Genomic DNA, 5,955 nt, shown 5'->3' on the forward strand with positions numbered 1-5,955 from the left:
CAGCCCGCGCGCCGCCGACCGGCTGAAGCGTGCGCAGCGGATGCTTGCCGAGGGGCAGGTCGATGGCGCGCTGGCCGAAGTCGCGCATATGCCGGGCGCCGGCAGCGCCGAGAATTGGGTGAACAACGCCAAACGCTATATCGCCGCGCGCACCGCGCTGCGCGAGATCGAGCTTGCGGCGATGGAAATGCCGGCCGACGCGCCGGCCGCACGATAGACATAAGATAACAGGACGCAGGGACTTTTACCGATGGCAGAGATGGGCCGGTTCGACTGGCAGGATCCGTTCGCGCTCGATGCGCAGCTGACCGATGAAGAGCGCATGGTGCGCGACGCCGCACATGATTATGCGCAAGGCGAACTGCTGCCGCGCGTCACCAGCGCGTATCTCGAGGAGCGGTTCGACCGCGAGATCATGAGCGAGATGGGTGCGCTGGGCCTGCTCGGCGCGACGATCCCCGAGACCTATGGCGGCGCTGGCCTCGGCTATGTCGCGTACGGACTGGTTGCGCGTGAAGTGGAGCGCGTCGATTCGGGCTATCGCTCGGCTATGTCGGTGCAGTCCAGCCTCGTGATGCATCCGATCCATGCGTACGGCACGGAGGAGCAGAAGCGGAAATATCTGCCCAAGCTCGCGACCGGCGAATGGATCGGCTGTTTCGGCCTGACCGAGCCGGATGCGGGTTCGGATCCCGGCAGCATGCGCACCCGCGCCGAGAAGATCGACGGCGGATACCGGCTGACCGGCACCAAGATGTGGATCACCAACTCGCCGATCGCCGATGTGATGGTCGTCTGGGCCAAGAGCGATGCGCATGGCGGCGGGATCAAGGGTTTCGTGCTGGAACGCGGGATGAAGGGCCTGACCACGCCCAAGATTGAGGGCAAATTGTCGCTGCGCGCGTCGATCACCGGCGAAATCGTGATGGATGGCGTCGAAGTCGGCGAAGACGCGCTGCTGCCCGAAGTGCAGGGACTGAAGGGGCCGTTCGGCTGCCTCAACCGCGCGCGATACGGCATCGCATGGGGCGCGATGGGCGCGGCCGAAGCCTGCATGCACGCCGCCCGCCAGTACACGCTCGACCGCGCCCAGTTCGGCAAGCCGCTAGCGGCGAACCAACTGGTGCAGCTCAAGCTCGCCAACATGCAGACCGATATCGCGCTGGGCCTGCAGGCCGCGCTGCGCTGTGGCCGGATGTTCGACGAAGGCACGCTTTCCCCGGATGCCATCAGCATCATCAAGCGCAACAATTGCGGCAAGGCGCTCGATATCGCTCGCGTCGCCCGCGACATGCATGGCGGCAACGGCATCTCGGCCGAATTCCATGTGCTGCGCCACGCAATCAACCTCGAAACGGTCAACACGTACGAGGGCACGCACGACGTGCATGGGCTGATCCTGGGCCGCGCGATTACGGGGATCGCGGCGTTTTGATCCACCGCCACCCGTTCGTTTCGAGCGAAGTCGAGAAACACTGGCCGGGGGAAGGCTTCTCGACTTCGCTCGAAGCGAACGGAGGTGGGTGTGGCGCCTGACCGTCAACCGACCCTGACCGGCGATCTCGTCATCCTCCGCCCGAGCGTGGCGGAGGATCGGGCGCCATTATTCGCGGTGGCCTCCGACCCACTGATCTGGGAAGTCCATCCGGCGCATGACCGCTGGAAGGCGGCGGTGTTCGACCCGTTCTTCGATGGCGGCATCGCGTGTGGCGGCGCGCTGACGATCCTCGACAAGGCCAGCGGTGCGGTGATCGGATCGTCGCGCTTCGACAAATGGCAGCCCGAACTGGACCAGATCGAGATCGGCTGGACCTATCTGGCGCGGGCTTGTTGGGGTGGCGCGTACAATCGCGAGATCAAGCGGCTGATGCTGGGTCATATTCACCGCTTCGTGAGCACTGTGGTTTTCACGGTGGGCGCGGACAATGTCCGCTCGCGGCGGGCGATGGCGAAGATCGGCGGGGTGTTACGGCCGGGCACCGAGGGCCGGCTGATGGCGGGCGAGATGAAGCCGCATGTGATCTACGAGATCAGGCGGGGCTAGCAGTGAACGAGCCAGCCCGTCCGCTCCACATTATGAAGATGCAACGGCTCGCCGTCGCCGCACTGGATGAAGCCTTGGAAAGGGCAGGTGCGACAAAGAGCAACTTGTTCCTGATGGCCCATCCCAGCGCAATCACCCGTGAGGGTCGGGGCATTTTCGAGTGTGCGTTTCACCGTGACGTTGACGAGCCGATCGTAAAAGCTCGCGCGATCGTTGACGCCCAAACGGGGGAAGTTCAGGTGAGGGTGTTCGACGCTGACGAGAGACCTTGGCCGCTTCTTAGCTGGCCACCCGCTTGATCAGTTCCTGCGCGGCTGCAGGCGCGCGGACCTTGCCGCCGCTGATGAAGAACACGAAGGTTTCGCGGTCCTGCTTCGGCGGGGCGTCCGCGGTGACATAGGGCAATCCTTCGGGTTGTCCGCCGCTGGCCCACTCCTTCGCCACGCCGGCCCATTTGCCGATATCGGGCTCGGGATAGCAGAGCGGGTTCTCGTCCTCGCCGGCTTCCAGCCGGGCATAAACGAAGTCACCGGTGATGTCGGCGATGGCCGGATATTGCGGCGAATCGGCGAAGACGATCGCGGCACCGGCTTCACGGCACATCGCAACGAACTCGGGCACATGGAAGCTCTCGTGTCGCACCTGGATCGCGTGGCGCAGCTTCACGCCTTCATGCGCGTCCGGCAGCAGCTTCAGGAACGCGCCGAAATCCTCCGCGTCGAACTTCTTGGTCGCCATGAACTGCCACAGGATCGGGCCGAGCTTGTCGCCCAGCTCGACAATGCCCTGCCCGACGAATTTCGCGATCGATTCGCCGGCCTCGGCCAGAACCTTGCGATTGGTGGTGAAGCGCGACGCTTTCACCGCGTAGACGAAGCCCTCCGGGGCGGTCTTGGCCCAGCCTTCGAAGGTCGCGGGCTTGAACCCCGAATAATAGGTGCCGTTGATCTCGATCGCGGTCAGCGCACGCGAGGCATATTCCAGTTCCTTCTTCTGGCTGAGACCTTGCGGGTAGAAGGTCCCCCGCCACGGCTCGAAGGTCCAGCCGCCGATCCCGATTCGTATCTGTGCGCTCATCGCATCGGTTTAGACCCGAAACGCAGCCGGACAAGCGCGGCCGGGAATCGCATTTGCGGATCGATGCGGATATGACACCGGTGACCAAAATCCGTGTGGAGAGGACCATGGACCCGATCGATCGCCGTTCCATCCTGATGGGGGCCGGGCTTGCCGGCATGGCAGCCGCATTCGCCGAACAGGCCTTCGCCCAATCGGCGACCCAAGGGAATGCCGTGAGCGCCGAGCCTGCACCGAGCGGACCCGAGCCGATGGCGAAGCATCGCATCCGCTTTTCGGTGATCGGGCTGGACCATGCCCATATCTATTCGATGACCGACGCGATGATCCGCGGCGGCGGCACGCTGGTGGCTTTCTGGTCGGCCGATCCGAAGCAGATCGACACGTTCCGCAAACGCTATCCGCAGGCGGTGCTGGCGCGCGATCAGGACGAGATCGTCGAGGACAGGTCGATCCAGCTGGTCGTGGCGGCGCCTGTGCCGGACCTGCGCGCGCCGCTCGGGATTCGCTGCATGAAGGCGGGCAAGGACGTGCTGGTCGACAAGCCCGGCATCACCTCGCTGAAACAGCTTGCGGACGTGCGCCGCGCGGTGAAGGCGACCGGGCGCAAGTTCGCGATCATGTATTCCGAGCGCCTCGAGGTGCGATCCGCGGTAGTGGCCGGGCTGCTCGTCCAGCAGGGCGTGATCGGCAAGGTGGTGCAGACGGTCAACCTCGCGCCGCATCGGGTCAACGCGCCCAGCCGGCCCGACTGGTTCTGGGACACGGCGCGCTATGGCGGCATCCTGACCGATATCGGCAGCCATCAGGCCGAGCAGTTCCTGTTCTATACCGGCAGCACCCGGGCACAGGTGATCGCGGCGCAGACCGGCAATCTCAACTGGAAGGACAAGCCGAAGTTCGAGGATTTCGGCGACATGACGGTCACCGGCAATGGCGGCACCGGCTATGTCCGCGTCGACTGGTTCACCCCCGACGGTCTGGCAAGCTGGGGCGACGGGCGGCTGTTCCTGCTCGGCACCGAGGGGTTCATCGAGCTACGCAAATATATCGATGTCGCCGGGCGTCCGGGCAAGGATCACCTGCTGATCACCGACAAGGCGGGCAGCCGCTATATGGATTGCTCGCAGGTGTATCTGCCGTTCGGCTCGCAATTCGTGAGCGACGTGGTCGAGCGGACGTCGGTGGGGCAGGATCAGGATCAGGCGCTGCTGGCGGCGGAACTGGTGCTCAAGGCTCAGGCGAAGGCGACGCGGCCGCTGATCGCCTGAGCCGCAATCAGGCGGGAATATAGACCAGCCGGAGCGCCTCTCCGCCGATCCGGTCATGGCTCACCAGCCGGAGCGGCGGGCGCGGCCCGGCGAAATAGGGCATGCCTTCGCCCAGCACGACCGGGTGCAGATAGATGCGATACTCGTCGATCAGGCCGAGCGCGGTGAGACTGCTCGCCAGATCGGGTCCGGCGACTTCGATCTCGCCGTCCTGCTTTTCCTTCAGCGCACGGATCGCCTCTTCCAAGTCGCTGCCGATCAGGCTGGCATTGGGGCCGACCGATGTCAGCGTGCGCGACACGACCCATTTGTGCTGCTTTCGCCAGGCATCGGCGAATGCGCGCTCCGGCTCGCCCCATTCGGGTTGCTCGTCGTCCCAATAGCGCATGATCTCATAGATCTTGCGGCCATAGATGCTGCCGGTCTGCCCGCGTGCTTCGTCGACGAAATGCAGGAACAGCGCGGGATCGGGCGCGAACTTCATATGATCGACATAGCCGTCGAGCGACTGGTTCATCCCGAACACGAGCCTGGCCATGCTGCATCCTCCTGTGCGCGGCACGTTCGTGCGGCGTCGCGTGGGTTATGCACGGGTCTGTGGGGGAGGGGTAAGTGATTCGGTGGGGTGTGCGCGCACCGCGGCAAAGCCGCGTTGTCGGTCGCCGCGTTGCGGCGCTGGCCGAGCTTCTCGCTGTTTCGCAAATCAGCGCCGCTAATTTGCGGCGAGAAGCTGGAGCGGGCGAAGGGATTCGAACCCTCGACCCCGACCTTGGCAAGGTCGTGCTCTACCCCTGAGCTACGCCCGCTCTGGCGTCATGTCGGTCCGCGATTTCGCATGGACCGGGGCAAGGCGGCGGCCACTAGCATCGCACCCGGTGGGGGGCAACCCCCTGAATCGCGCTTTTCTTGCGTAAATCCGCTTCGGGCAAAAAGGCTTGGCCTTGGCTGCCCCAGCCCCCACATAGTCGGCCAAACGCCAGCACATAGAGAATCGGGAGCCCTCCCTTGGCCACTGCAGCACTGACCACCGCCGAACGCGAAGCCGTCGAGGCCTTCCGCAAGGATGTCGTCGAGCCTTCGATGACCAATATCGTGATCGTCGATTTCTGGGCCGAATGGTGTGGGCCGTGCAAGCAGCTGGCCCCGGTGCTCGAAAAGGTCGCGGCCGATTACGACAGCAAGGGCGTGAAGCTCGCCAAGATCGACGTCGACAAGAATCAGTTCATCGCGTCGCAGTTTCAGGTGCGATCGATCCCCACCGTCTATGCGATGTTCCAGGGCCAGCTCGTCGCCGATCTCAGCCAGGCGCGTACCGAATCGCAGATCACCGGGATGCTCGATCAGATGCTGCGCCAGCTGCCGGTGCAGAGCGAGGAAGGGGCGGTCGAGGCCGAGCTGGAGCCGCTGATCGCGATGGCCGAGCAGGTGCTGGCCGATGGCGATGCCGAGACGGCGCTGGGCGCGTTCGATCAGATCGGCGAGATCGCACCGGCGCATCCGGCGGTCACCGCAGGCCGCGCGCGTGCGCTGCTGGCGCTCGACCGGCTGGGCGAAGCCGAGCTG

The 5,955-nt window shown here is 64.8% G+C and carries 6 protein-coding genes, 1 tRNA gene and 1 pseudogene; 5 read left to right on the forward strand and 3 right to left on the reverse strand.

Going from position 1 to position 5,955, the window contains the following annotated elements; genetic code table 11:
• From P1X14_RS21395 to P1X14_RS21405, 3 genes and pseudogenes are all read left to right on the forward strand, one after another.
• Positions 1 to 217: pseudogene (locus P1X14_RS21395) on the forward strand (hypothetical protein); the annotation flags it as partial.
• Between the two features lie 33 nt (positions 218 to 250).
• Positions 251 to 1,435, forward strand: coding sequence for an acyl-CoA dehydrogenase (locus P1X14_RS21400; protein WP_277317452.1), 1,185 nt, complete (start codon positions 251 to 253; stop codon positions 1,433 to 1,435).
• A 90-nt stretch (positions 1,436 to 1,525) separates the two neighbouring features.
• The gene (locus P1X14_RS21405) at positions 1,526 to 2,044 is read left to right on the forward strand and encodes a GNAT family N-acetyltransferase (protein WP_277317453.1); all 519 of its coding nucleotides are present in this window, start codon (positions 1,526 to 1,528) and stop codon (positions 2,042 to 2,044) included.
• Between the two features lie 279 nt (positions 2,045 to 2,323).
• On the opposite strand, the gene P1X14_RS21410 is transcribed toward P1X14_RS21405, so the two are convergent.
• Positions 2,324 to 3,121 carry a DUF72 domain-containing protein gene (locus P1X14_RS21410; RefSeq protein ID WP_277317454.1) on the reverse strand — a complete coding sequence of 266 codons (798 nt, stop codon included), beginning with the start codon at positions 3,119 to 3,121 and terminating at the stop codon, positions 2,324 to 2,326.
• 107 nt (positions 3,122 to 3,228) lie between these two features.
• On the opposite strand from P1X14_RS21410, the gene P1X14_RS21415 reads away from it, so the two are divergent.
• Positions 3,229 to 4,392 (forward strand): Gfo/Idh/MocA family oxidoreductase, encoded by a 1,164-nt coding sequence (locus tag P1X14_RS21415; RefSeq protein WP_277317455.1) that lies wholly within the window; start codon positions 3,229 to 3,231, stop codon positions 4,390 to 4,392.
• Positions 4,393 to 4,399: 7 nt separating this feature from the next.
• On the opposite strand, the gene P1X14_RS21420 is transcribed toward P1X14_RS21415, so the two are convergent.
• Positions 4,400 to 4,930, reverse strand: coding sequence for a dihydrofolate reductase family protein (locus tag P1X14_RS21420; RefSeq protein ID WP_277317456.1), 531 nt, complete (start codon positions 4,928 to 4,930; stop codon positions 4,400 to 4,402).
• Between the two features lie 193 nt (positions 4,931 to 5,123).
• Positions 5,124 to 5,198: transfer RNA gene (locus P1X14_RS21425), tRNA-Gly, on the reverse strand.
• Between the two features lie 214 nt (positions 5,199 to 5,412).
• Here P1X14_RS21425 and P1X14_RS21430 point away from each other — a divergent pair.
• A partial coding sequence (locus tag P1X14_RS21430) for a thioredoxin domain-containing protein (RefSeq protein ID WP_277317457.1) occupies positions 5,413 to 5,955 on the forward strand: 543 nt, incomplete at its 3' end.

This window comes from Sphingomonas sp. AOB5, from assembly GCF_029433115.1.
In the GTDB taxonomy this organism is placed as follows: Bacteria; Pseudomonadota; Alphaproteobacteria; order Sphingomonadales; family Sphingomonadaceae; genus Sphingomonas.